The 21,992-nt window shown below is 72.1% G+C and carries 21 protein-coding genes; 13 read left to right on the top strand and 8 right to left on the bottom strand.

Translation table 11 applies throughout. The features are described 5' to 3' along the window. Positions 1-28: 28 nt before the first annotated feature. Both ACZ470_RS33920 and ACZ470_RS33915 read right to left on the bottom strand, forming a co-directional pair. Positions 29-1,120 carry a winged helix DNA-binding domain-containing protein gene (locus ACZ470_RS33920; protein WP_468433544.1) on the bottom strand — a complete coding sequence of 364 codons (1,092 nt, stop codon included), beginning with the start codon at positions 1,118-1,120 and terminating at the stop codon, positions 29-31. Between the two features lie 85 nt (positions 1,121-1,205). Beyond that, on the bottom strand, positions 1,206-1,784 hold the full coding sequence (locus ACZ470_RS33915) for a DinB family protein (protein ID WP_468433626.1): 579 nt from the start codon (positions 1,782-1,784) through the stop codon (positions 1,206-1,208). A 98-nt stretch (positions 1,785-1,882) separates the two neighbouring features. Between ACZ470_RS33915 and ACZ470_RS33910 the strand changes: the two genes are divergently transcribed. Continuing rightward, on the top strand, positions 1,883-2,938 hold the full coding sequence (locus ACZ470_RS33910) for a helix-turn-helix transcriptional regulator (protein WP_468433542.1): 1,056 nt from the start codon (positions 1,883-1,885) through the stop codon (positions 2,936-2,938). Here the strand turns inward: ACZ470_RS33910 and ACZ470_RS33905 are convergent. Beyond that, positions 2,888-3,484: a TetR/AcrR family transcriptional regulator C-terminal ligand-binding domain-containing protein gene (locus ACZ470_RS33905; protein ID WP_468433541.1), complete on the bottom strand. Its 597-nt coding sequence runs from the start codon at positions 3,482-3,484 to the stop codon at positions 2,888-2,890. The genes ACZ470_RS33910 and ACZ470_RS33905 overlap by 51 nt on opposite strands. A gap of 90 nt (positions 3,485-3,574) precedes the next feature. Here ACZ470_RS33905 and ACZ470_RS33900 point away from each other — a divergent pair, with 90 nt between their 5' ends. From ACZ470_RS33900 to ACZ470_RS33870, 7 genes are all read left to right on the top strand, one after another. Continuing rightward, the gene (locus ACZ470_RS33900) at positions 3,575-4,312 is read left to right on the top strand and encodes an SDR family oxidoreductase (protein ID WP_468433539.1); all 738 of its coding nucleotides are present in this window, start codon (positions 3,575-3,577) and stop codon (positions 4,310-4,312) included. Between the two features lie 90 nt (positions 4,313-4,402). Continuing rightward, entirely contained in the window at positions 4,403-5,557 is a 1,155-nt protein-coding gene (locus tag ACZ470_RS33895) for a PQQ-dependent sugar dehydrogenase (RefSeq protein ID WP_468433537.1), read from the top strand. A gap of 74 nt (positions 5,558-5,631) precedes the next feature. After that, positions 5,632-6,258, top strand: a complete 627-nt coding sequence (locus tag ACZ470_RS33890) for a (2Fe-2S)-binding protein (RefSeq protein WP_468433536.1) — start codon at positions 5,632-5,634, stop codon at positions 6,256-6,258. Beyond that, positions 6,255-7,238 carry an FAD binding domain-containing protein gene (locus tag ACZ470_RS33885; protein ID WP_468433534.1) on the top strand — a complete coding sequence of 328 codons (984 nt, stop codon included), beginning with the start codon at positions 6,255-6,257 and terminating at the stop codon, positions 7,236-7,238. Before ACZ470_RS33890 ends, ACZ470_RS33885 begins: the two co-directional genes overlap by 4 nt. Then, entirely contained in the window at positions 7,235-9,439 is a 2,205-nt protein-coding gene (locus ACZ470_RS33880; protein ID WP_468433533.1) for a xanthine dehydrogenase family protein molybdopterin-binding subunit, read from the top strand. Before ACZ470_RS33885 ends, ACZ470_RS33880 begins: the two co-directional genes overlap by 4 nt. Beyond that, positions 9,436-10,581, top strand: a complete 1,146-nt coding sequence (locus tag ACZ470_RS33875) for an XdhC family protein (protein WP_468433531.1) — start codon at positions 9,436-9,438, stop codon at positions 10,579-10,581. The genes ACZ470_RS33880 and ACZ470_RS33875 overlap by 4 nt, the downstream gene beginning before the upstream one ends. A gap of 33 nt (positions 10,582-10,614) precedes the next feature. After that, positions 10,615-11,175: a GNAT family N-acetyltransferase gene (locus ACZ470_RS33870; RefSeq protein ID WP_468433529.1), complete on the top strand. Its 561-nt coding sequence runs from the start codon at positions 10,615-10,617 to the stop codon at positions 11,173-11,175. A gap of 50 nt (positions 11,176-11,225) precedes the next feature. On the opposite strand, the gene ACZ470_RS33865 is transcribed toward ACZ470_RS33870, so the two are convergent. After that, the gene (locus ACZ470_RS33865) at positions 11,226-12,041 is read right to left on the bottom strand and encodes an SAM-dependent methyltransferase (RefSeq protein ID WP_468433528.1); all 816 of its coding nucleotides are present in this window, start codon (positions 12,039-12,041) and stop codon (positions 11,226-11,228) included. Positions 12,042-12,096: 55 nt separating this feature from the next. Next, entirely contained in the window at positions 12,097-12,972 is an 876-nt protein-coding gene (locus ACZ470_RS33860) for a helix-turn-helix domain-containing protein (RefSeq protein WP_468433526.1), read from the bottom strand. Between the two features lie 265 nt (positions 12,973-13,237). On the opposite strand from ACZ470_RS33860, the gene ACZ470_RS33855 reads away from it, so the two are divergent. Continuing rightward, the gene (locus tag ACZ470_RS33855; RefSeq protein WP_468433524.1) at positions 13,238-13,789 is read left to right on the top strand and encodes an ATP-binding protein; all 552 of its coding nucleotides are present in this window, start codon (positions 13,238-13,240) and stop codon (positions 13,787-13,789) included. Positions 13,790-13,820: 31 nt separating this feature from the next. Here the strand turns inward: ACZ470_RS33855 and ACZ470_RS33850 are convergent, their stop codons facing one another. Further along, the gene (locus ACZ470_RS33850; RefSeq protein ID WP_468433522.1) at positions 13,821-14,276 is read right to left on the bottom strand and encodes a winged helix-turn-helix transcriptional regulator; all 456 of its coding nucleotides are present in this window, start codon (positions 14,274-14,276) and stop codon (positions 13,821-13,823) included. A gap of 130 nt (positions 14,277-14,406) precedes the next feature. Between ACZ470_RS33850 and ACZ470_RS33845 the strand changes: the two genes are divergently transcribed. Continuing rightward, positions 14,407-15,285, top strand: a complete 879-nt coding sequence (locus ACZ470_RS33845) for an aldo/keto reductase family oxidoreductase (RefSeq protein WP_468433520.1) — start codon at positions 14,407-14,409, stop codon at positions 15,283-15,285. 340 nt (positions 15,286-15,625) lie between these two features. Here the strand turns inward: ACZ470_RS33845 and ACZ470_RS33840 are convergent, their stop codons facing one another. Together ACZ470_RS33840 and ACZ470_RS33835 are read right to left on the bottom strand one after the other, a co-directional pair. Next, positions 15,626-17,062, bottom strand: a complete 1,437-nt coding sequence (locus ACZ470_RS33840; protein WP_468433518.1) for an MFS transporter — start codon at positions 17,060-17,062, stop codon at positions 15,626-15,628. Continuing rightward, a complete protein-coding gene (locus tag ACZ470_RS33835) occupies positions 17,059-18,627 on the bottom strand; it encodes a DHA2 family efflux MFS transporter permease subunit (RefSeq protein ID WP_468433517.1) in 1,569 nt (522 codons plus the stop codon). Before ACZ470_RS33835 ends, ACZ470_RS33840 begins: the two co-directional genes overlap by 4 nt. A 111-nt stretch (positions 18,628-18,738) precedes the next feature. Here ACZ470_RS33835 and ACZ470_RS33830 point away from each other — a divergent pair, with 111 nt between their 5' ends. From ACZ470_RS33830 to ACZ470_RS33820, 3 genes are all read left to right on the top strand, one after another. Further along, a complete protein-coding gene (locus tag ACZ470_RS33830) occupies positions 18,739-19,386 on the top strand; it encodes a TetR/AcrR family transcriptional regulator (protein WP_468433515.1) in 648 nt (215 codons plus the stop codon). Between the two features lie 108 nt (positions 19,387-19,494). Further along, the gene (locus ACZ470_RS33825; protein WP_468433513.1) at positions 19,495-19,776 is read left to right on the top strand and encodes a hypothetical protein; all 282 of its coding nucleotides are present in this window, start codon (positions 19,495-19,497) and stop codon (positions 19,774-19,776) included. A 449-nt stretch (positions 19,777-20,225) separates the two neighbouring features. Beyond that, positions 20,226-21,968: a VanW family protein gene (locus ACZ470_RS33820; protein WP_468433511.1), complete on the top strand. Its 1,743-nt coding sequence runs from the start codon at positions 20,226-20,228 to the stop codon at positions 21,966-21,968. Positions 21,969-21,992 lie beyond the last annotated feature (24 nt).

Genomic DNA, 21,992 nt, shown 5'->3' with positions numbered 1-21,992 from the left:
CCCGCCGGACCGCGCCCGTCGGGTGCGGTCAGTCGGTGATCCGTACGCGGGGACCGCCGTCGCCGGAGAGGAAGGCGGCCATCGCCCGCCCTTCCTCCGCGACATCGGTCCGGTCCGCCCGGGACAGCCGGCGCAGCGGCGTGACCGTCATGGCTCCGTCGGCGACGGTCCAGGTGGCGGCGACCCGGCCGTCGACCAGGACGACGCGCTCGCCGGCGACCGACAGGCCGCGGTGGGCGTCATCGATAATCCGGCTCCGGTCGTGGTAGCCGAGGATCGCGTTGTCGAAGGCCGGCAGGAACCGCACGGGGGCCGGTGTGTCGGGGTCGGGGCGCGGCGCGTCGGGAAGGTCCAGGAGGTGCCGTCCCCGCTCGTCGCGGAAGGAGACCAGTTCCTCCCGTACGGCGGCGACGGCGGCCGGCAGCCCGGCCAGGCCGCACCAGGCGCGCAGGTCGGCCGAGGCGGCGGGGCCGAACGCGGCGAGGTAGCGGCGTACCAGTGTCCGGCCCACCGGGTCGGAGGCGTCCTCGGGCAGTGGGTCGATGTCGCGGCCCAGCCAGGACGCCAGCAGCTCGTAGCGCGCCCCCGCCGTCGTCCGCCACAGTCCTCGGGGCGGCAGTTGCACCACCGGCAGGAGCGCGCCGACCAGCATCTCGCCCAGGGCCCGCGGCGTCGGCTCCGGCCAGCGCCCGGCGACCGCGCGCCCCAGTTCACCCATGGAGCGCGGCACGCCCTCGGCGAGCACCGCCCGGCCCGCGGCGGCGAGCTCGTCCAGGTCCACTCCGGCGAGCTCGCGGCGGTACACGCCGAGGACCCGTTGGCGCAGCATGGCGTCGTGGCGGGCACGCCAGGCGAGGGCGTCGGAGGCGGTGACGAGATGGACGGTGCGGCGCATGAGGTGGGCCCGGACGACGCGCCGCTCCCGCAGCAGGTCCGAGAGCGCGGCCGGGTCGAAGGCCGCCAGCCGCGACCAGAGCCCGACGAACGGCTCCTGGGGTTCCTGCGCCTGGAGGCCGCACAGGTGGCCGATGGCGTCCAGGACCGGTGTGCGGGCGCGGTCGAGCAGCGACTGCCGGGCCAGCGTCGCACGGTTGAGCGCCCGGGTGGTGAGCGGGGTCATGGGTTCTCTTCGGTAGCGGATTCGGGGTGGCGGACCGGACGGACGGAGGTCGTCCGTCCGTCCGGTCCGGTGTGTGCGGTGACGGTCAGGTGGACGTCTGTCCGTCGAGCGTCTCCCGCAGGATGTCGGCGTGGCCCGCGTGCTGCGCGGTCTCGGCGACGAGGTGTGCCAGCACCCGGCGCACGCTGCGCACGGCACCCGGCTCGAACCAGGGCGCCTCGGGCAGGGGGTGCGTCGCCGACAGGTCGGGTACGGAGGCGACGATCTCCTCGCTGCGGGCGGCGACCCGCTCGTAGCGGGCGAGGATGCCGTCCAGGGTGTCGCCGGGCAGCATCCGGAAGTTGTTCTGGTGGTCGATGGCCCACTGCGGGAACTCGCGTGCGGTGCCGGCCGCGAGGTCGGCCCAGGTGACGCCGTCGGGCAGGTCGTGGCGCATCGCCGAGGGGCCCTCGGTGACGAACGCCATCCACGCCTCCTCGATGGACGCGACGTGCTTGATCAGTCCGCCCAGGCACAGCGCGCTCGCCGTGGGGCGCGCGGCGGCCTGTTCGTCGTCGAGTCCGCGCACGGTGGTGGTCAGGGAGGCCCGCGCGGTCGCGAGCGCGTCGAGCAGGTCGGCCCGCTCGGCGTCGAGGGCGGGCCGGGGCGTGGTGGTGGCTGTCACGGAGATCGGGTCCTTCTGGTCGTCGTGGTCGGACACGGGAGAACCGTCGCAGGGGAAGCGGTCAGGATGTGTCCTCTTCCCGGGGCAGCATCGATGTCATGCCGAAGACTTCCGCCCGACTGCTGTCCCTGCTCTCGCTGCTCCAGGCGCGCCGTGACTGGCCGGGGGCGCTGCTGGCCGAGCGGCTGGGCGTGAGCCCGCGGACCGTGCGCCGCGACGTCGACCGGTTGCGTGAACTCGGCTATCCCGTCGCGGCGTTCAAGGGCCCGGACGGCGGATACCGGCTGGACGCCGGCACCCGGCTGCCGCCGCTGCTGTTCGACGACGGGCAGGCCGTCGCCCTCGCCGTCGCCCTGCGGACCGCCGCCGCGACGGGTGCCGGCATCCGGGAGGACGCGGCCCGCGCGCTGGCCACCGTCCGGCAGGTCATGCCCGCGCGGCTGCGCCATCGCGTCGACACCCTGCGGGTCGACGCTGTCGAGCCGTCCCCCGACGCGCCCCGTCCGGCCGTCGACGGCGCGCTCCTCATGACGCTGGGCGCCGCCGTCCACGCCCGTGAGGTGCTGCGCTTCGACTACGGCTCCGCGGTCGACGCCGGCCCGCCGCGCCGGGTGGAGCCGCACCATCTCGTCAGCCGGGGCGGACGCTGGTACCTCGTCGCCTTCGACCTCGACCGCGCCGACTGGCGTATCTTCCGCGCCGACCGGATCACTCCGCGCACGCCGACGGGTCCCCGCTTCACTCCGCGCGAACTGCCCGGAGGCGACGTGGCCGCCTTCGTCACCGGCAGGTTCCGGGGCGCGGACGGTACGGGCGAGTGGCCCTGCCGAGGCGAGGTGATCCTGGACCTGCCCGCCGCCGCGGTCTCCCGCCACGCCCACGACGCCGTCGTCGAGGAACTCGGGCCGGACCGCTGCCGGCTCGTCCTCGGCTCCTGGTCGTGGCCCGCCCTGGCCGCCGCCGTCGGCCGGTTCGACGCCGGCATCGAGGTCGTCGGCCCACCGGAGCTCAAGGACGCCTTCGCGCTCCTTGCGCGCCGGTACGCCCGCGCCGCGGCCGGTGCGCCCGAGCAGCGCTCCCGGTACCGGAAGGACTCGGGCGCCTCACGGCGCGACGCCGCGGAGCGCCTGGTCGACGAGGCGCTCGGCGAGTGAGTCGTCGAGGGGGACCTTCAGCACGAGGAGCCGGTGGTAGCAGGCGCCCCACAGGTGGTCGACGATGATGTCGAGGTCGGCGTCCTCCCGCAGCTGCCCCTGCTGCTGAGCGGTGCGCAGACGGACGCGGGCGAGTTCGCGGCGGGGCTGGGCGTAGCTCTCGGACCAGGCGCGGGCGAGGTCCGGGTCCATCTGGGCGGCACCGATGAGCTCGAGCACGGGGTGTGTCACACCCTCGTCCGTCATCCAGCGGATGAACGAGCCGAGCTGGGCGATCAGATCGGCGCGCAGATCACCGGTGTCGGCGAAGCTCAGGACCGGCCTGCTCTGCGCGAAGTACGCCTCGGCCGCGAGGGCGCCGGGCGACGGCCACCACTTGTAGAGGGTCATCTTGCTGGACCCGGCTTCCGTCGCGACGCGGTCGAACGTGACGGCTCGCAGGCCGTCCCTCAGCAGGATGCGGCCCGCCGCCTCGAGTACGGCGGCGCGCACCTCCGCGGCCGGTCGGCGGCCTCGCCCCCGGCGTGTGGCCGTGTTCTCCGCCATGACCAACCTCCTTTGTGGACTGGTTGTACATTTCTGTGTACCGTAATTAGTGGACAGCTCGTCCATATCAATCATACGGAGGTCCGGGCCATGGCACACACCACAGGTCGCGTCGCGGTCGTCACCGGCGGCTCCGGCGGCATGGGCAAGATGGCCGTCGAGCGCCTGGCAGCGGACGGTTTCTCGATTCTCGTGCACTACGCGGGTGCCAAGGACCGCGCCGAGGAGACGGCGACCGCGCTCACCCGCGCCGGCGTCCGAGCCGTCGCCGCGGGCGGGGACGTCGCGGACGAGACGGCGATGACCGCCGTCTTCGACACCGCGGAGCGGGAGTTCGGCGGAGTCGACGTCGTCGTGCACACCGCGGGCATCATGCCGCTCTCCCCCATCGCCGACATGGACCTGGAGACCTTCGACCGCGTCCAGCGCACCAACGTGCGCGGCACGTTCGTCGTCGACCAGCTCGCCGCGCGGCGCGTCCGCGAGGGCGGGGCGATCATCAACTTCTCCACCTCGGTGACGCGACTCCAGTTCCCGGGCTACGGCGCCTACGCCGCGTCCAAGGGCGCGGTCGAGGCCCTGACCCTCATCCTCGCCCGCGAGCTGCGGGGCCGGAACATCACGGTCAACGCCGTCGCTCCCGGCCCGACGGCGACGCCGCTGTTCCTGGCCGGGAAGAGCCAGGAGACGGTCGATCAGATCGCCCAGGCCAATCCGATGCAGCGGCTGGGCGCCCCGGAGGACATCGCGGAGGCCGTGGCCTTCCTCGCCGGCCCCGCGCGCTGGGTGAACGGCCAGGTGCTCCACGTCAACGGCGGAATGGCCTGAGAGAGGGACGGCGGAAGGAGGGGGGACGGAGATGGCAACCGTGCTGATCGTGCGGCGACGGGGCCGCGCCCGGACACCGGAGCCGAAGCGATGAACGTCGTCCCGCGGGCCCGCGCGACGGCCGTGAGCCTGGCGAGCGGCATCCTGTGTCTCGGCCTGCTGGCGAGCGGCTGCACCGGATCGTCCGACGAGCCGCGGCGGCCGACGGCATCGCTGCCGACGACCGCTGCCCCGTCCGGCGGGGGCCAGGTCGCGACGCCCGGTGAGCCCACCGAGCTGACCACCGGACTCGACGCGCCCTGGGGACTGACCTTCCTGCCCGACGGATCGGCACTCGTATCCGAACGGATCACGGGCGAGATCCTGCGCGTCCCCGCCGACGGCGGACGGGCACGGACGGTCGGTGTCGTACCCGGTGTGAACGCGACCTCGGAGGGAGGGTTGCTCGGCATCGCCGCCTCGCCCGGCTTCGCGGACGACCGCACGGTCTACGCCTCGGTGTCCGGAGGGCGGGAGAACCGCGTCGTGGCCCTCACGATCGCGGAGGACTACGGCTCCCTCGACATCGAGCGGGTGCTGCTCGACGGCATCCGGACCGCCGACCGCCACCACGGCGGCCGGATCGAGATCGGACCGGACGGCCACCTCTGGATCGGCACCGGCGACGCCTTCGAACCCGAGAACGCGGCGGACGACGACTCCCTCAACGGCAAGATCCTGCGCATCGCGGTGGACGGCTCCGTACCCGAGGACAACCCGGGGGATTCGCCGGTCTACTCCAGCGGTCACCGCAACGTGCAGGGCATCGCGTTCGGGCCGGACGGCACCGCGTACGCGTCCGAACTCGGGCACCGCACCTGGGACGAGGTCAACGTGCTCCGGGCCGGCGCCGACTACGGGTGGCCGGACACCGAGGGCACGGAGGGGTCGAGGGGCGAGGAGCCGATCGCGGTGATCCACCCGGACGACGCCAGCCCCTCCGGGGTCGCCCATGCCGAGGGGTCGCTGTGGATCGGCGCCCTCGGGGGTCAGCGGCTCTGGCAGCTCCCCGTCGCCGGCGAGGCCGCCACCGCCGACCCGATCGCCCACTTCGAGGGCGACTACGGCCGCATCCGCACCGTCGAGGTCGCCCCCGACGGAGCCCTGTGGCTCGTCACCTCCAACACCGACCGCGCCACCTGGGGCGGCACCGAACCACGCGCGGGCGACGACCGCATCCTCCGGGTCGAGATCAGCGAGCGCTGACCGGGCCCGCACCAGCGGTCGGAGCCATGGACCACACAGACCCGCCCTCACCTACTCACGAGGAGACACTCACCGTGTCCCATCATGACGACCCCCCAACCGACCAGCACAGTCGGCGCAACGTGCTCAAGGCCGGCGCCGTCGGTGCCGCCGTGGCCGCGTCGGGCGGCATCGCTCCGCCGGCGCTCGCCCGACCCGCGGGCGCGGACATCACCCCGCCGTCCCCGGCCCCGAGGGCCGACGTGACACTCCGCGTCAACGGAGTCCGGCGGCACCTCACGGTCGAAGCCCGCGTCACCCTGCTCGACGCACTGCGTGAGCGTCTGGGTGTGACAGGGCCGAAGAAGGGCTGCGACCGCGGCGAGTGCGGCGCCTGCACCGTCCTCATCGAGGGCGAGCGGGTCAAGTCGTGCATGACACTCGCCGTCATGGAGGACGGCCGGGACATCACCACGGTCGAGGGTCTGGCCGATGGGGACGAACTGCACCCCGTCCAGGCGGCGTTCATCCGGCGTGACGCCTTCCAGTGCGGGTTCTGCACCTCCGGGCAGATCATGTCGGCCGTCGCCTGCATCCAGGAGGGCCACGCGGGCTCGGACGCCGAGATCCGCGACTGGATGAGCGGCAACCTGTGCCGGTGCGGCTGCTATCCGAACATCGTCGAAGCGGTGCGCGACGCGGCGAAGGGAACCAACCAGTGAAGCTCTTCGACTACGCACGGGCGTCACGTGTCTCCGACGCCGTCGACCTGGTCGCGGGCCACCCCGGCGGCGCGTTCATCGGTGGCGGGACCGAACTGACCAATCTCATGAAGGACGGCGTCCTCGCCCCGGACCTCGTCGTGGACGTGAACGGACTGGACCTGTCGGACATCGGTGTGAGCAGGGGCCGACTGCGGATCGGGGCGATGGCCCGGATGGGTGAGGTCGCCGAACACCCCGTGGTCCGTGAGCGGTTCCCCGTCGTCTCCGAAGCGCTGCTGGCTTCCGCCTCCCCGCAGATCCGCAACAGGGCCACCATCGGCGGGAATCTCATGCAGCGGACCCGCTGCTGGTACTACCGGGATGCCGGCAGCCCGTGCAACAAGCGCGAGCCCGGCAGCGGCTGCCCCGCCCTCGACGGACAGAACCGCTGGCACGCCATCCACGGCGGCAGCGACCACTGCATCGCCGTCCACCCGTCCGATCTGGCCGTCTCCCTGAGCGCCCTGGACGCCACGGTGCTCACCCTCGGCCCGGACGGCCGCCGGTCCATCCCCATCGGGGACTTCCACCGGCTGCCCGGCTCCACCCCGCACCAGGAGACCGCGCTGCGGCACGGCGAACTCATCACCGGCGTCGAGATACCCGAGAGCCGCATTGCGGCCCGCTCGCGCTACCTCAAGCTGCGCGACCGCGCCACATTCGAGTTCGCCGTGGTCTCCGTGGCCGCCGCCCTCACCCAGGAGCGCGGGGTGGTCACCGGTGTCCGGCTCGCCTTCGGCGGCATCGCCACCCGGCCGTGGTGCTCGCCCGGGGCCGAGGAGGCCCTGCGCGGTCACCGGCTGAACTCATCCACCATCGCGGCGGCCGGCCGGGCCTTGGTGGAGGGCGCGCGGCCGCGCGAGCACAACGCGTTCAAGGTAGAGCTGGTGCAGCGTGCCCTGGCCGACATCCTCGAGGACCTCGGAGGCCGGAAATGAGCCCGATCGTCGGCAGCCCCATAGCCCGGGTGGACGGACGCGCCAAGGTCACCGGCGCGGCCACCTACACTGCGGACACTCAGGTCCGTGGCGCCCTGCACGGCTTCCTCGTACTCAGCACCGTCGCCCACGGGCGCGTCACCGGCATCGACACCCGGGACGCCGAGCGTTCGCCCGGTGCGGTCGCCGTCTTCACCCACCGGAACATGCCCCGGATCGCCGTACCCACCTCGGTCGGCGCGGCGTACTGGAAACGTGTCGTCCCCCTGCAAGACGCGGACATCCACCACCACGGCCAGCCCGTGGCCTATGTGGTGGCCGAGACGCTGGAGCAGGCCCAGCACGCCGCCTCACTCGTCGACGTCTCCTATGAGGCGCGCACACCCCAGGCCTCCCTCTCCGACGCCATGGACGAGGCGTTCGTGCCGGAGACGGGTCTGGAGGGTGCCAACGAGATCACCCGAGGGGACCCCGAGGCCGGGCTGGCCCAGGCCGACGTCCGTATCGACGTCAGCTACACCACTCCCATGCACCACCACAATCCCATCGAGCCGTCGGCGACGACCGCCGTCTGGGACGGCGCGAAGCTGACGGTGCACGAGACCGCCCAGGGCATCAACGCCACCCGGCTCAGCCTCTCCGAGGCGCTCGGCGTGGCTCGCGACAACATCCGCGTGCTGTCCCCGTTCCTGGGCGGAGGTTTTGGAGCGAAGGGCCCGGTGTGGCCGCACACCCTGATCACCGCTGCCATCGCCCGCGAGCTTCGACGTCCGGTCAAACTGGTGCTCTCCCGTGCCCAGACCTACACCAACAACGGCCACCGCCCCGAGGCCCATCAGCGGTTCGTGATCGGAGCCAAGCGGGACGGCACGCTCACGGCCATCGACCACGTCACCACCTCCCAGGTCAGCCGCACCGAGGAGTTGCTGTTCAACACCAGCGAACCCACCCGCATGCTGTACGCCTGCCCCAACGTCCATGTCGCCCAGCAGGCGGTGAAGCTCCACCTGCCCGCGCCGAGCAATATGCGCTCACCCGAGGTCGTCGCCTCCCACGGCCTGGAAACGGCTCTCGACGAACTGAGCTACGAACTGGGCATGGACCCCATCGAGCTGCGGCTGCGCAATTACGCCACGGTCAACCCGGACAACGGCGCTTCTTTCGGCAGCAAGCACCTGAAGGAGTGCTACCGGCGCGGTGCCGCCGCATTCGGCTGGAGCAGGCGCGATCCGCGCCCCGGGTCGATGCGCGACGGCGACACCCTGATCGGCTGGGGCATGGCGACCGCGGCGCACACGGCCGGCGGCCGCCCGGGAGCCGGCGCCCGGGTCGTGCTCTCCGCCGACGGAAGGGCAGTGGTCCAGGTCGCCACCCATGACATCGGAACCGGTACCTACACGGTGATGTCCCAAGTGGCCGCGCAGAGCCTGGGGCTGGAGCTGGACGACGTCGAGTTCCAACTCGGGGACACCGACTTCCCGTTCGCCTTCGCCTCCGCCGCGTCCGCCACCGCCCCCGGTGTCGGCGCCGCCGTCAACCGGGCCTGCGGCGCGGCCCGCGGGGCCCTGATCGACATCGCCGTCGCGGACCCGCGCTCCCCGCTCCACGGCCTCCCGGCCGACCGGATCACCGTCGAGAGCGGGTTCCTGTACGACACCAGCCGGCCCAGGCTCCGTGACAGCGTCCGCTCGGTCGTCACCCGGCACGGCGAGCCCGTCGAGGCGACGGCCGAACCCGTTGTCATTCCGCCCGGCTACTCCACCGGGGCGGTCTTCGCCGAGGTACGCGTCGACCCTCGGCTCGGCCAGGTACGCGTCACCCGCATGCACGGCGTCTTCGACGCCGGCACGGTGCTCAACCGCAGGACGCTGCGCAGCCAGGCGATCGGCGGCGCGGTGTGGGCGGTCGGCTTCACCCTGTCCGAGCACACCATGGTCGACCCGTACCAGGGACGGATCGTCAACCCGAACCTGTCGGGCTACCTGGTGCCCGTCAACGCCGACATCCCCGAGATCCACATCGGCTTCGTGGACAAGGAGGACCCGGCCAACCGCGACTCCCTCGGCGCGCGCGGGTTCGGGGAGACACCGATGACCGGGATGACCGCCGCCATCGGCAACGCCGTCCACCACGCCACCGGCCGCCGCGTCCGCGACCTGCCCATCACCCAGGACAAGATCATCAGGGGTGGGGAAGCGTGACGAACGCCCAGTGGGAGCGTCTCCACGGCCTCTGGGAGGCGGGCACACCCTGCGGGCTCGCCACGGTGGTGTCGACGTACGGCTCGGCGCCCCGCCGGCCGGGAGCCGTCATGATCTGCCCTCCGGACGGGACCGTCATCGGCAGCGTGTCGGGCGGCTGTGTGGAAGGTGCCGTGTACGACCTGGCACAGCAGGCCGTCGAGGACGGCGATCCGGTGCTGGAACGCTACGGAGTGAGCGACCACGACGCCGAAGCGGTCGGCCTGACCTGCGGCGGCACCATCGAGGTGTTCGTCGAGCGCGTCGACCGGGAGTCCTTCCCCGAACTGGGCGTCCTCCTGCGGCAGCTGCGGGCCGGGGGCGCCGCCGCCGTGGCGACGGTCGTAGAGGGTGGCGGGCCCGTACGCGCCGGGGCGCACCTGGTGTGCTGGGAGGGAGGCACGAGCGGGAGTACGGGGGACCCCGCCCTCGACGCGAGCACGGCCCGTGCGGCCCGGGGCCTGCTCGCGCGGGGGCGCTCCGGCACGGTCCGTACCGAGTCCGCCGACGGCGACCCCGCGAGCGGCCCCCGGGTGTTCGTCAACTGCCTGGCGCCCCCGCCCCGCATGCTGGTCTACGGATCCAACGAGTTCGCCTCGGCCCTCGCCCGCCAGGGCGCGCTGCTCGGCTTCCGGGTCACGGTGTGCGACGCGCGACCGGTGTTCACCACGCCCGAGCGTTTCCCGGACGCCGACGAGGTCGTCGTGGACTGGCCCCATCGCCATCTGGCGTCCGAGGCGGCGGCGGGGCGGACCGACAGCGGAACCGTGGTCGTGTCGCTCACCCACGACCCGAAGTTCGACGTTCCCCTGCTCGAGGCCGCGTTGCGGATGGACCTGGCCTATGTCGGGGCCCTGGGCTCCCGGCGCAGCGTGGAGCGACGCAGGGCGTCCCTGTCGGCCACGGGACTGCGGCGGGAACAACTGACGCGGCTCAGTTCGCCGGCCGGGCTCGACCTGGGCGGTGCCGGTCCGGCGGAGACGGCACTGTCCATCGCCTCCGAGATACTGCTCCTGCGGCACGGCGGCCTCGGCGGCCGGCTGTCGGCGACGGACGGCCCGGTCCACCGCGCGTCCCCCGCCCGGGAGGCGATAGTCGGTTGACGTGGGGACGGTGGCCCGGGAGAACATCTGATCATGCGAGAGCCTGCCGACGTCCTCCCCTTCGACCGGGTCGTGCTGCGCCGCTGGCGTACGGGCGATCTCGACGCCCTGGAACGGGTGATCCGCGAGTCGCTGGACCATCTGCTGCCGTGGATGCCCTGGGCGTCCGACCCGCCGAGCCGGGAGGAGCTGGCCGAGTTCCTCGAACGGAACCAGGAGCAGTGGGAGAGCGGGCAGGCCTACGCCTACGGGATCACGTCGGACGGCGCGCTGGTCGGCAGCTGCGGCCTCTACCGGCGCATCGGTCCGGGCGGACTGGACATCGGCTACTGGCTGCACCCCCGCCGGACCGGGCGCGGGCTGGCCACCATGACCGTCTCGGCGCTGGTCCGGCAGGGCTTCCGGCTGGACGGGGTGAGTCATATCGAGATCCGGCACGACGCCGCCAACCCGGCGAGCGCCGGCGTGGCCCGCCGCGCCGGACTCACGGAGGTCGAACGCCGCCCGACGCCCGAGGGGCCGACGGCGCCCGGGGAGATCGGCATCGAGGTCGTGTGGCGGATGACGGCCGACGAGTTCCGCGCGGGTTCGTGACGGCGCGGGGCCCGCGGTCCGTACGGGCACCCCGGTCCGGACGCGTGACGCTACGGCTTGCGGGCGACCGCTCCGTACATCGCGATGTCCTCGTCACGGATGCCCTGTTCGCCGGTGCCGTCCGGGTGCCACTTGTGGACCTGGACGATGCCCGGCTCGACCAGGTCGAGGCCCTCGAAGAACTCGTGGGCCTCGTCGATGGTGCGCAGCCGCATCGGCATGTTGCGGGCCGCGTACTCGCGGGCCACCCGCCCCACCTCCTCGGGTGCGAACTCCGCCGTGCCGATCGTCATGGCGAGGTGGCTGCCCGCGGGAAGCGGCTCCAGCAGCCGCCGGACGATGCCGACCGCGTCGTCCTCGTCGAGGACGAAGTGCACGATGGCGATGACCGTCAGGGCCACCGGCCGGTCCAGGTCGAGGGTCTCCCGCAGTTCGGGGGCGTCCAGGATGCTCGCCGGGTCGCGGAAGTCGGCCTCGATGTACGACGTCCTTCCCTCGGGCGTGCTGGCCAGGAGTCCCTGGGAGAGGGTGAGGACGATGGGGTCGTTGTCGACGTAGACCACGCGAGACTCGGGGGCCACGGACTGGGCGATCTCGTGGAGGTTCGGGGAGGTGGGTATGCCGGTGCCGATGTCGAGGAACTGGCGCATCCCCGCTTCCTCGACGAGCCAGCGGACCGCCCGGTTCATCCAGTCCCGGTTGGCACGCATGTGGACGGGCAGGGCGGGCCACTCACGGGCCATGGCGTCGCCGGCCTCCTGGTCCGCCGGGTAGTAGTCCTTGCCGCCGAGGATGTAGTCGTAGATCCGCGCGGAGTGCGCGTTCTCGGTGTCGATGCGGTCGGCCGACCATCCGGTCTCGGGCACCTTGGTGTCTCCTTGGAGTCGTGGATCTGGGGCGTGTTGGGGGCGGCGGCGCCGTTCAGAGGTCCTTGCGGATGCGGTCGAGGACGGCCTCGGTCCTGGTCGTGGGTGTCGCCTGGGCGCCGACCCGGTCGAGGGCCTCGCGGTACACCACGACGTCGTCGCCCTTGTCCAGGTAGACGGCGCCGACCAGGCCGTTGAGGTAGACGACGTCGGGCAGTTCACGGGCCCGGAAGCGGAAGAGCTGGAAGGATCCGGCGCGCATGGCCGGGTGCGGGCCGTTGGCGAACGGCATGATCTGGAGGGTGACCTGGGGCAGTCGGTGCAGTTCGATGAGGTGGTCGATCTGGGCGCGCATCACGTCCGGGCCGCCGACCGGCCAGCGGAGCACCGTCTCGTCCATCACGACCCAGACCCGCGGTGGGGTCTCGCGCCGCAGCAGTTCCTGGCGGCGCATCCGCAGGGCGACCCGCCGCTCGGTCGCCCCGGCCGGGGCGTGCGGGTTGGCGGCGCCCAGCAGCGCGCGGGCGTACGCCTCCGTCTGGAGCAGTCCGTGGACGGTCTGGCTCTGGTAGGCGCGGATGTGCAGGGCCGCCTGTTCCAGGCTCAGATAGGCGGCGAACCAGTCCGGCATGACATCGCGGTAGGTGTGCCACCAGCCCCGCTTGTTGGCTTCACGGGCCGACTTCAGGAAGGTGTCGATCTCCTGCTGGTCCGTCACTCCGTAGACGCGGAGCAGCTTCTCGGTGTCGGCCAGCCGGAGCCGGGCCACCTTGGCGGCCTCCATCCGGCGGATCGTGGAGTGGCTGACGCCGATGGCCGCGCCCGCCTCCTCGTAGGTGAGACCGGCCCGGGTCCGTAACTCCTCGAGCTGTCGGCCGAGGATCATGCGCAGGACGGAGGGGGCACCGCCCCAGTCGGTCTCCGCGGTCACGTCCTGCCCCCTCGCATCCGGTGTTCCGGGCTCACCGTCTCATGCGATCGCCCGGCACGGACACCTTCGATCACTCGTCGGCGGAAGCAGCATGCACGTAGCCGATTGCAATTTTCAACTTGCCGGTTGCGAGCCGCCGTTGACAGGTGCCAGAGTGGTCGCACCGTCCCCCCGGCCCGCTGAAGGGCCGTGTCGGACCGGCCGATCGACCACGGCCGGTGCATGACGGAACCCCCCATGCGCAGGTAGAAGAAAGGCCCAGGCGATGGCTCGGCTTCCCTTATCCAGGCCACTGCACCCTGCCGGGCACGAGCTCTCCCCCAGACCGCCCGGAGGCGATCCAGCGGCTCCACTCCCCCAGCCGGACGGCCCCGGCCGTCTCGCCTCCGGGCCCTCCGAGGCCGCGACCCGGACGAGGACCCGCACGCTCGACCTGCCGGCGACCCCCGCCTCCGTCCGTACCGCCCGTGCCGGCGTGCGCGAGCTGCTCCGCGCGCGGGGCGTCGCCGACGAGGTGTGCGACAACGCTGTCCTCGTGGCCTCGGAGCTCGTCACCAACGCGCTCACCCACGCGGCCGGCGACCGGATCGTCTGCCGACTGCGTGTGCTGGGGGACCGGTTCCGCATCGAGGTCGAGGACCAGGCCCGCGGCACGGAGCTGCCCATGCTCCGCCGCCCGGGCCCGGACGACCAGAGCGGCCGCGGCCTGCTTCTGGTCGACACCCTGAGCAGCGACTGGGCGGTCACCCGCGCTCCGGGCCGGACCGGACGGATCGTGTGGGCCGAACTGGCCACGGTGCCGCGGCCCCGCGCCTGACCGAGGCGCGACAGCCGCAGAACGGACGTCGTCAGGTACCGCTCTCTCCTGCGGCGCGGCTGTCGTAGGTCTCGCGGTGGGCGAGCACATCGTCCATGTTCAGCTCGGCCCAGGCCTTGAGGCCGCGCATCAATTCGCGGAGTGACAGGCCGAGTTCGGTCAGCTCGTAGGAGACCGTGACGGGCACGGTCGGTGTCACGGTGCGGGACACCAGGCCGTCGCGCTCCAGGGAGCGCAGCGTCTGGGTGAGCATCTTCTGACTGACGCCGGCCAGCAGACGCAGCAGCTCCGAGTAGCGCATCGACCGGGGCTCGCCGGAGCAGTCGGTGCCCGGCTCGTGCGCGCTGCCGCCGAGCGCGGAGAGGATCAGCGCGACCCATTTGTCGGAGATCCGGTCGAGCAGCTTGCGGCTGGGGCAGGCCGCCAGGAAGGCGTCGTACTCCGCCTTGGCCTCCGCCCTCCGCTGGGTCGCCGTCTTCGTCGCCATCCACCGCTCCTCTCACCCGCGGGTGCCCTACGCACTCCGAAGTGCCTACTTCCCGTCCGAAAGCTGCACACCAATAGTGGTGCAAGGCGCCAACAGAGACCACGATCTGGCGCGATACGAAAGGCACGGTATGAGCACGAGCACCCCCTCCGCCTCGCTTCCCGGCGGCACCTGGGCCCTGGGCGACCTGACCGTCACCCGGTTCGGCTACGGCGCCATGCAGCTCGCCGGCCCCGGGGTCATGGGCCCGCCCGCCGACCGCGACGGAGCACTCGCCGTCCTCCGCGAGGCCGTCGGGCTCGGCATCACCCACATCGACACCGCCGACGCCTACGGGCCGCACGTCACCAACCAGTTGATCCGCGAGGCGCTACACCCCTACCCCGACTCACTGCACGTCGTGACCAAGGTCGGCGCGACCCGGGACGAGCGGGGAGGCTGGCCCCCGGCCCGGCGGCCCGAAGACCTGCGCCGGGCCGTCGAGGAGAACCTGGAGAACCTCGGTGTCGACACGCTGGACGTGGTCAACCTCCGGCTCGGCGACGCCCAGGGCCCCCGGCCCGGCTCGCTCGCCGAGGCCTTCGAGACGCTCGCCGGACTCCAGAGGCAGGGCCTGATCCGGCACCTCGGCGTGAGCAACGCGACGCCGGAACAGGTCACCGAGGCACAGGCGATCGCACCGATCGTGTGCGTGCAGAACATGTACAACCTCGCCCACCGCCAGGACGACGAGCTGATCGACGAACTCGCCGAGCAGGGCATCGCCTACGTGCCCTTCTTTCCGCTCGGCGGCTTCAGCCCACTCCAGTCCGCGACGCTCACGGCCGTCGCCGCACGGCTGGACGCGACCCCGATGTCGGTCGCCCTGGCCTGGCTGCTGCGGCGGTCACCGAACATCCTGCTGATCCCCGGCACGTCGTCGGTGACGCACCTGCGCGAGAACGTCGCGGGCGCGGGACTCCCCCTTTCCGAGGAGGACCTCTCCGAGCTGGACAAGATCGGCCGCTAGCGTCGTACCGCTGGTGTTCGAACCGGGCCGGCGCAGCCGGCCCGGTTCGGTTCCGCCGCCGTCGCCGCCGCGGTCGACGAGGCCGGCTGCGAGCTCGTCGGTGGAGAGACCAAGTGACCCGGCGGACGGAGCTGTTGCGCCAGGCTGTCGGTCACCCCGTCGTCAGGCTGACGGCGGCGGCGTTGCTCCAGGCCACGGCCTCCCATCTCACGAACTCCGGATCGGCTCCGGATCGGCTCCGGCTCGCAAGACCTGCGCGGGCGGCGCCCCCGCCCGCGCCGCCCGCTGGCCGATTTCCTTCACACACCGCTTGCCGCCCGGGCGCGCCCACTGGGCTCCGTCAGTGCACGTGCGGTCCACCGGTCGGCTGTGGTTTGCCTCGCGGTACGAGGCCCAGGGCGATGACGGCGCCGGCGGCTGCCGTCACCGCGCACAGGGTGAACGCGTCGGCGAAGCCGCCCACCGTGCCTCGCTCGAAGCCTGATGCCGCGACGGTGGAGACGACGGCGACGCCGATCGAGCCACCCACCTCGTGGAAGGTGTTGACGACCCCGGAGGCGAGCCCCGCCTCCCGGTGGTCAACCATGGCCAGGGCGGTGGTCGTGGCGGTGACGAAGACCGCGCCGAGACCGAGGGAGGCGATCACGAAGCCCGGCAGAAGCCCGGCGTACACGCTGCCGCTCTCCGACAGCCGGGTCAGCGGGACGGTTCCGGCGGCGGCGACGGCCATGCCGGCCACGGCGGTCGGGCGGCTGCCGATCCGGCCGACGAGCCGGGACCCGAGATGGGCGCCGACACCGGTCGCCACGGCCACGGGCAGAAACACCAGCCCGGTCCTCAACGGGCTGAAGCCACGGAGGTGCTGGAGGTATACGGACCCGAGGAAGAAGTACGCGATCAACAGGGCCGTGGCGATCAGCATCAGGAAGGCCCCCGCGAGCACCGGCCGCCGGGTGAACATCCGCAGATCCATCAGTGGGGCCCGCGCCGCTCGCTCGACGGCCACGAAGGCCGCGTACGCCGCCGCCGCGCCGAAGAGCGGCAGCAGGGTGGAGGCGTCCGTCCAGCCGGTGTCGCCCGCTTCGACCAGGCCGTAGATCAGTGCGGCGGTGCCCGTGGTGACGAGCAGCGCGCCGGGGACGTCGAGCCGTGCGGGTTGCGGCGCGCGGGCCGGGACGAGGGCGGGCAGGGCGATCAGCAGGAGCAGCCCCACGGGCACGTTGAGGTGGAACACCCACTGCCAGCCGGGTCCCTCGGTCAAGGCTCCGCCGAGGAGCACACCCGCCGCGGAGCCGGTCCCGCCGATGGCCGCCCAGACGCCGAGCGCCTTGGTGCGTTCGGCACCGTGGAAGGTGGTGGTGACGATGGACAGCGCGGCCGGTGACAGCAGGGCCGCGCCGACGCCCTGGCCGATCCGGCCGCCGAGCAGCGTCGAGGCGTTGTCCGCCAGACCGGTGGCCAGCGAGGCGGCGGTGAAGAGCGCGAGTCCGGCGAGCAGGGTGCGGCGGGCGCCGAGGGCGTCGGCGAGTCGGCCGCCGAGCAGCATCAGCCCTCCGAAGCAGAGGGTGTAGGCGGTGACCACCCAGGTCAGGGTCTCCCGGCCCAAGTCGAGGTCGGCTGCCATGTCGGGCAGGGCGACGTTCACGACGGTGACGTCGAGGATCAGCATGAACTGAGCCACGCAGATCAGTGCGAGGGCCGCCCAGCGGCGCGGGTCGGTGGTCGGGTGGGGAGAGTGTTCCGCCGTGTGCGGGGCACCGGCTGCGGAGTGGGTCATGGCGAGTCCTTCGAGTGCGTTGTCGCCGTCGGGTCCGCGCCCCGGGACGGCGCGAGGAGAAGGGCGAGGAGTACGCCCGCCGCGGTGACACCGGCCCCGGCGAACATCGCCGGTCCCATGCCGTCGACGAACGCGCGGCGGGCGGCTTCGGCGAACGCGGATCCGGCCTCGCCGGGCAGGCGTTCGGCGAGGGCGAGCGCGCTGCCCAGGGACTCCTTGGCGGATTCGAGGAGCCCCTCAGGAGCGGGGGTGGCGTCGAGTCCGCCGCGGTAGCGGTCGGACAGCAGGCTGCCCATGACCGCGACTCCGGTCGCCGCGCCGAGTTGGATGGCGGCACTGTTGGTGGCCGAGCCCACACCGAGGTCGGCTTCGGGCAGCGAGCCGACGATGGCGTCGCTGGTTGCCGTGATGACGAATCCGGCGCCTGCCCCCAGCAGCAGCATCGCCACAAGGGCCCGGTCATAGCCGTCCGTCGCCTCAGTGGTGGCGAGCACCGCGGCGGATGCGGAGAGCAGGGCGAGACCGAGGGCCGACACCGTGCGCATGCCGAGGCGCGGCGCGAGCACGCCCGCCAGTGGACCGGCGACCAGCAGCGCGAGCGCGGCGGGACCGAGCCGCAGCCCCGTCTGCCCGGCGCTGTATCCGAGCACGAACTGGAAGTGCTGCACGACAACGAAGAGCGTGCCGATCAGCGCGAACGCGCCCAGCAGGACCAGCAGATCACCGGCCGCCAGCGCGCGGTGCCGGAAGATCCGCAGCGGCAGCATCGGGGAGGCGGCCCGGCGCTGCCAGGCGAGGAAGGCGATCAGCAGGAGCGCGCCCGCCACGAAGGCGGCCGACACGGCAGCGCTCGTCCAACCGCGGTCGGGCCCTTCGATGACCGCCCACAGCACGCTCGCCACGGCCACGACGGACAGCAGCGCCCCGGCCGGGTCCAGCCGCCCACTCTCGGGAGCTCGGGAGTCGGGCACCAGCAGGGCGGCGGCGACCAGGCCCGCGATGCCTATGGGGAGGTTGATCAGGAACACCGATCCCCACCAGTAGTGGCTCAGCATCCAGCCGCCGACCATCGGCCCGATCACCGTCCCGACGCCGACCGCCGCCGACCAGATGCCGATCGCCTTGGTGCGTTCGGCACCACGCGGGAAGACGTGCCCGATGACGGCGAGCGTGGCCGGCATGATCAACGCTTCGCCGACGCCCATGGCTCCGCGCGCGAGCACGAGTGTGGTGACGGAACCGGCGTAGGCGGCGACGACGGACGCCGCGGTGAACAGCGCCAGGCCCGCCATGAAGATCCATTTGCGGCCCAGCCTGTCCGCCATGCTGCCGCAGAACAACACCAGGCTGCCGGACATCAGGGCATAGCTGTCGACGATCCACTGCAACTGGCTGGTGGAGGCACCGAGTTCGCCGACGAGGGTCGGAAGGGCGACGTTCAGCACGGTGGTGTCGAGCCCGACGACCAACAGGCTCACGCTCACGACGGCGAGGGTGAGCCATCGCCGGGCCGGCGGGTCGGCGGTCCCCGGCGAGACGGTCACCGGATGAGTCACGGAAGGCACGAGGTCCCCTTTCTCGCGCACGGCCTTGCTCGACCGTGGGCACACCTGAACCGTACCGTTCAGTTCATATGAACTCAACCGTACAGTTCAGGTCGATGCTAGGGTCGAGTCATGAGCGTGGACAGCGTCAAGCAGCCACCCAGCGGACCCCGGGCGGAGCTCAAGCGGCAGGCCATCGTGCGGGCCGCCCGCGAGCTGTTCCTGCGGGACGGCTTCGGCGTGGGAATGGACACCATCGCCGCCGAGGCCGGCGTGTCGAAGGTGACCGTCTACAACCACTTCGGCAGCAAGGAAGCCCTGTTCACGGCGGTCATCACGAGCGCACTCGACGAGCCGCTCGCCGGTGAGTCGTCGGCCGCGCTGGAGGGTCTGACCGACGCCGAGGACCTGCGGGCCGCCCTTGTCGAGGCGGCCCGCACCTGGGTGCACGCCGTGCGCACCAACCGCGAGGTCACCGCCCTGCGCAACCTCGTCGCCGCCGAACTCCACCGCTTCCCCGAGCTGGGCGAGGCCTGGAGACACCGCGGCACGGAAAGCCACCACCCCGCGGTCGCAGGCACCCTGGGCGCCCTCGCCGAACAGGGCCGCCTGGAGATCCCCGACCTACAGGTGGCGATCATCCAGTTCTACGGCCTTCTGGTCTTCCCCCACATGGTCTTCGGCTCCTACGGCACGCACATCGACGAGGACCTGACGGATCGTCTCATCACGAGTGGAGTCGACATGTTCCTGGACCACTACAGCCCCCGGAACACATAGCGGCACGGCCGATACAGAGCTCCACATACCCCTAGGGGGTGTAAACCCACTTGCGATCACCCCTTGCGAAGTCGATGTCCGGCAGTCGCCCTCCGGAGGTGAGCGGTGATGACCGCACTGACCTGGTCTCTGATCGCCGTCGGCCTCGTGATCGTCACGGTGTGCGGCGTCCGGGTGCACCTCGTGGGCGGCGCGCCGAGGTACCTGGCGATCGCTCTGCCGGTGGCTGCGGTGCTCGCCCTCCCCGGGCTCCTGGCCGACGACGCGCCCGCAGCCGCCTGGGGCCTGTGGGGCGCTACCACCCTCGCCGCCGGCCTGACATGGGCCGTCGCCGACACCCTGCGCGACACCCCCGACCGGAACGACGGCAGGGCAGGAGGGCCGCGGTGACCCGCGACGCGGCCGGGTGAAGGCAGACACACATCCCACCTCATGAAAGGGCCGTCCGTCGCCGGTTCCCGGCGACGGACGGCCCTTCGATGGGTCCCCAGGGGGTACCTGTGGCTGCACCTCAGCATACCCATGGGGGGTATATGAGTGACGCGGCTGCGGCCAGTCGCAGGCGCGCATCAAACAGTCGCCGCACCCCGCTGGGCGGCCCGACACCATCAGCCGTCCGTGGCACTTCTCCGCTGTCGGGGGGGGGCGGCCACCCAGCGCACTCGCCGTACGGCGGGCACCTCGGCACCGTTGAGCTCGTCACTCGGACCGGTGATCCAAAACGTCCCGTGTGACCTTGGATATACCCTTTGGCGCCGGGCGTGCGTAGCCTGACCGACTGCTCTCACACGCAGTGCCGCGATATCGGGTGCACGTTACAACGATCGTTCAGGAGACCCATGCGCCCCCGCATACCCGCCGTCCCCCGCATGCCCTCTCTCCCGCCCGTCGCCCTGGCGGGCGGTGCGCTGACCGTCGGCATCGGCGGTCTGTATCTCGCCGGGTTGCTGCTCACCGGCGGTGAGATCGAGGCGGGTACGACGGTGCGCGGCGTGGACATCGGGGGCCTGACCCGCGAGGAAGCCGGCCGGAAGCTGGAGCAGCACCTGGTAGCGGCCGGCCCACGGAAGCTGGCCGTGAAGGTCGGCGACCGCAGGGGCACGATCGATCCCCGGCAGGCAGGGCTCACCTTCGACATCCCGGCAACCCTCGACCGGGCGGCGTCCACCGGCGCCGATCCGGTCGGCGTGATCAGCGGACTGTTCCGCTCGGGCACTGCCATCGAGCCGGTCGTGCGGACCGACGAGGACAAGGCCCGTGCCGCCTTCGGGAAGCTGGCGAAGACGCTCGACCAGAAGGTCCGCGACGGCGCCGTCTCCTTCGACGACGGCCGTGTCGAGCAGGTCGCCCCGCGCACCGGGTACGCACTGGATGTGGACGCCTCGATCGACTCACTGCGCGCCCCCTTCCTGCGCGGCGCGGCGGACTCGGTCACGGTGCTGCCTGCACGGAAGACCGAGCCGAAGGTCACGGCGGAGGAGGTGCGACGGGCGGTGCGCGAGTTCGCGCAGCCGGCGATGTCCGCACCGGTCACGCTGACCGCGGGCGGCAAGCAATTCACGCTCACACCGGCCGTCCTGGACGAGTACCTGACCATGCGGCCGGATGACAACGGCAGGCTCACACCGGAGGTCGACAGCAAGGGCCTGCGTGCCGCGCCGGTGGTGGCCGACGCCCTGAACGGCCTTCCCACCACGCCCCGGAACGCCCGGCTGGGGCTCGAGGGCGACAGGGTCGTGGTGGCCGCCGACGCCAGGGTCGGCCTGGAGGTCACCGACAAGGCCCTGGGCAAGGCCGTCCTGCCCCTGCTCACCGAGTCGGGCACCGCCCGCACCGGCGAGGTGGAGACGCGGCGGATCGAGCCGGAGGTGACCCGCGAGAACGCGGCGCGTCTGGGGCTGACCGAGAAGATGTCCTCGTTCACCGTCGAGTTCGAACCGGCCGCCTACCGCACGACGAACGTCGGCCGGGCCGTGGAACTCATCAACGGCTCCGTCGTCATGCCGAACGAAACCTGGAGCTTCAACCGGACCGTCGGCGAGCGCACCGAGGCCAACGGCTTCGTCGACGGCGTCATGATCTACGACGACCAGTATCGGAAGGCACCGGGCGGGGGCGTCTCCGCCGTGGCCACGACCGTCTTCAACGCGATGTTCTTCGCGGGCGTCAAGCCCGTCCAGTACGGCGCCCACTCGTTCTACATCGAGCGCTACCCCGAGGGCCGTGAGGCGACGGTCGCCTGGGGCAGTCTGGATCTGAGGTTCACCAACGACTCCGGCAAGGCCGTCTACATCCAGGCCGAGTCCACCGACACCTCGGTGACCGTCAGCTTCCTCGGCACGAAGAAGTACGACGCCATCACGTCGGTCAAGGGGCCGCGCACCAATGTGCAGGAGCCGGAGACGAGGGTGAGCGCCGATGAGCAGTGCGTGCCGCAGACCCCGCTCGAAGGCTTCGACGTCACCGTCGAGCGGGTCTTCCACGACGACGGCCGGGAAGTGAAGCGGGAACCGTTCCACACGCGCTACGCCCCGCGTGACGAAATCACCTGTGAAGAGACTCCGGACAAGCATCAGCCCTGAAGGACGCAACCCCGTCAGGATGTC

This window comes from Streptomyces sp. NPDC031111, assembly GCF_055570675.1.
This window is presented reverse-complemented; position numbering and strand designations above follow the sequence as displayed.

Coding starts and splice junctions, on each gene's coding strand:
- ACZ470_RS33855 (WP_468433524.1), top strand. CDS start 13,238: ATGGCTCGGCTTCCCTTATCCAGGCCACTGCACCCTGCCGGGCACGAG.
- ACZ470_RS33880 (WP_468433533.1), top strand. CDS start 7,235: ATGAGCCCGATCGTCGGCAGCCCCATAGCCCGGGTGGACGGACGCGCC.
- ACZ470_RS33870 (WP_468433529.1), top strand. CDS start 10,615: ATGCGAGAGCCTGCCGACGTCCTCCCCTTCGACCGGGTCGTGCTGCGC.
- ACZ470_RS33900 (WP_468433539.1), top strand. CDS start 3,575: ATGGCACACACCACAGGTCGCGTCGCGGTCGTCACCGGCGGCTCCGGC.
- ACZ470_RS33845 (WP_468433520.1), top strand. CDS start 14,407: ATGAGCACGAGCACCCCCTCCGCCTCGCTTCCCGGCGGCACCTGGGCC.
- ACZ470_RS33840 (WP_468433518.1), bottom strand. CDS start 17,062: ATGACCCACTCCGCAGCCGGTGCCCCGCACACGGCGGAACACTCTCCC.
- ACZ470_RS33820 (WP_468433511.1), top strand. CDS start 20,226: ATGCGCCCCCGCATACCCGCCGTCCCCCGCATGCCCTCTCTCCCGCCC.
- ACZ470_RS33905 (WP_468433541.1), bottom strand. CDS start 3,484: ATGGCGGAGAACACGGCCACACGCCGGGGGCGAGGCCGCCGACCGGCC.
- ACZ470_RS33895 (WP_468433537.1), top strand. CDS start 4,403: ATGAACGTCGTCCCGCGGGCCCGCGCGACGGCCGTGAGCCTGGCGAGC.
- ACZ470_RS33910 (WP_468433542.1), top strand. CDS start 1,883: ATGCCGAAGACTTCCGCCCGACTGCTGTCCCTGCTCTCGCTGCTCCAG.
- ACZ470_RS33850 (WP_468433522.1), bottom strand. CDS start 14,276: ATGGCGACGAAGACGGCGACCCAGCGGAGGGCGGAGGCCAAGGCGGAG.
- ACZ470_RS33830 (WP_468433515.1), top strand. CDS start 18,739: ATGAGCGTGGACAGCGTCAAGCAGCCACCCAGCGGACCCCGGGCGGAG.
- ACZ470_RS33920 (WP_468433544.1), bottom strand. CDS start 1,120: ATGACCCCGCTCACCACCCGGGCGCTCAACCGTGCGACGCTGGCCCGG.
- ACZ470_RS33825 (WP_468433513.1), top strand. CDS start 19,495: ATGACCGCACTGACCTGGTCTCTGATCGCCGTCGGCCTCGTGATCGTC.